The organism is Streptomyces sp. NPDC052101 (assembly GCF_040680235.1).
Classification (GTDB): Bacteria; Actinomycetota; Actinomycetes; order Streptomycetales; family Streptomycetaceae; genus Streptomyces.
Map to the genome: position 1 here is coordinate 1 of NZ_JBFAWH010000125.1, position 1,651 is coordinate 1,651.

1 protein-coding gene and 1 pseudogene are annotated in these 1,651 nt (G+C 73.5%); one reads left to right on the plus strand and one right to left on the minus strand.

Going from position 1 to position 1,651, the window contains the following annotated elements; all coding sequences use genetic code 11:
• Window positions 1-386: pseudogene (locus AB0L75_RS44195) on the minus strand (inositol-3-phosphate synthase); the annotation flags it as partial.
• 169 nt (window positions 387-555) lie between these two features.
• Here AB0L75_RS44195 and AB0L75_RS44200 point away from each other — a divergent pair.
• A partial coding sequence (locus tag AB0L75_RS44200; RefSeq protein ID WP_365191937.1) for a glycosyltransferase 87 family protein occupies window positions 556-1,651 on the plus strand: 1,096 nt, incomplete at its 3' end.

The following is a 1,651-nucleotide window of genomic DNA, read 5'->3' on the forward strand; positions in this document are numbered from 1 at the left end:
ACCTCCGCGTCGCGGAGGGCCTGGGCCACGTCCACGGGCTCGGCCTCCGACTCCTCGATGGTCTCGGCGTAGTACTTGCCGAGGCCGTCCAGGGTGGGGCCGCGCTGGACGGTGACGTCCGCGTGGGGCACGTCCGCGATCTTGATGGTGTTGTTCTCGGAGGCGGTGATGGCCTCGGACAGGTCCAGGCCGACCTTCTTCGCGTCCACGTCGAACGCGGCCACGAACTCGAGGTCGGACACGTGGTAGTCGCCGAACTGCACGTGCATCAGGCCTGGGACCGTGTCCGTGGCCTTCGCCTCGCGGTAGTACTCCACACCCTGGATGAGGGATGTTGCGCAGTTGCCCACGCCGGCGATGGCGACGCGGATGGGATTGGTGGCCACGGTCTGGTTCTCTCCTCGACTGTCCGGAACGGGTGCGGGCACGCGGCGCGCGCAGGGGGGCCCACACCGTTCGGCGGGGCGCTCACCCGGGGATCAACCCCGCCAGTCTACGACCGACGACGGCGGCCCCGCCCGTCCGGTGTCCGGGGGGCTTCCTAGGATGGGGGGCATGAGACCGGCCCCCGCGCATGCCGCGACCCCCAGCGAGCCGCCCACTCACGCCGCGGACGGCGCCCCGAGCGACGCCGTGACCGCCCCGGGCGCCCCCGCCGGGCGTTCCGCTGACAGCGCACCGTCCGGGGCCCTGCCCGCCCCCGGTGAGCGCGGCGGCCGCTTCCAGCTCGCCGGCGGCCTCGCGGCGAACGGCCCGGGGCGGGGGACCGGCTCCTGGGCCGGGCCCGTGGCACTGACGGGGCTGCTGGTGGCTCTGGCCGCCGTCGTGACCGTGCTGCAGAAGTCGCCGTGCCTGCTGCACGGCTGGGGCGCTCCGGACGTCTACTACGCGGGCTGCTACTCGGACTGGGCCGCGCTCTACGGCGGGCGGGGGTTCGCGGCGGACCCGTGGGCGCCGTTCCGGGCGGGCTCCACGTTCGAGTACCCCGTGCTGATGTCCGTCGTGGGCTCGGTGGCGGCCTGGATCACGCAGGCGCTGCCGTTCTCGCCGGAGCAGGGCACGGTGGTGTTCTGGCTCGTGAACCTCGGATTCGTGGTGGTGCTGTGGGCCGTCGTCGCGGTGCTGACCGTTCGGATGGCGGGGCGCCGGTGGACGGACGGGCTCATGGTGGCCGTGGCCCCGGGGATCGTGCTGGCCGGCACCATCAACTGGGACCTGTGGGCCGTGGCCCTGCTGGCGTGCGGCATGTACGCGTGGTCGCGCGACCGGTCCCTGACGGCGGGGGTGCTGTTCGGCCTCGGCGCGGCCATGAAGCTGTATCCGCTGCTGATCCTGGGGCCGCTGCTGATCCTGGCGGTGCGCTCGCGGCGGTGGCGGCCGTTCCTGCTCGCGGCCGGGGGCACGGTGGCGGCGTGGGCGGCGGTCAACGTGCCGCTCATGGCCGTGAACTTCCAGGCGTGGTCCGTGTTCTTCACCTTCTCCGGCGAGCGCGGTCCGGGCCTGTCCAGCGTGTGGCACGCGTGGGACGTGACCGCCGCGCAGGCCGGGTGGGCGTTCGTGCCGGAGGACTCCCTGACCCTGCTGGCCTACGGGACCTTCGCGGTGTGCTGCCTCGGGATCTTCGTGCTCGGCGTGCGGGTGCGGCACACCA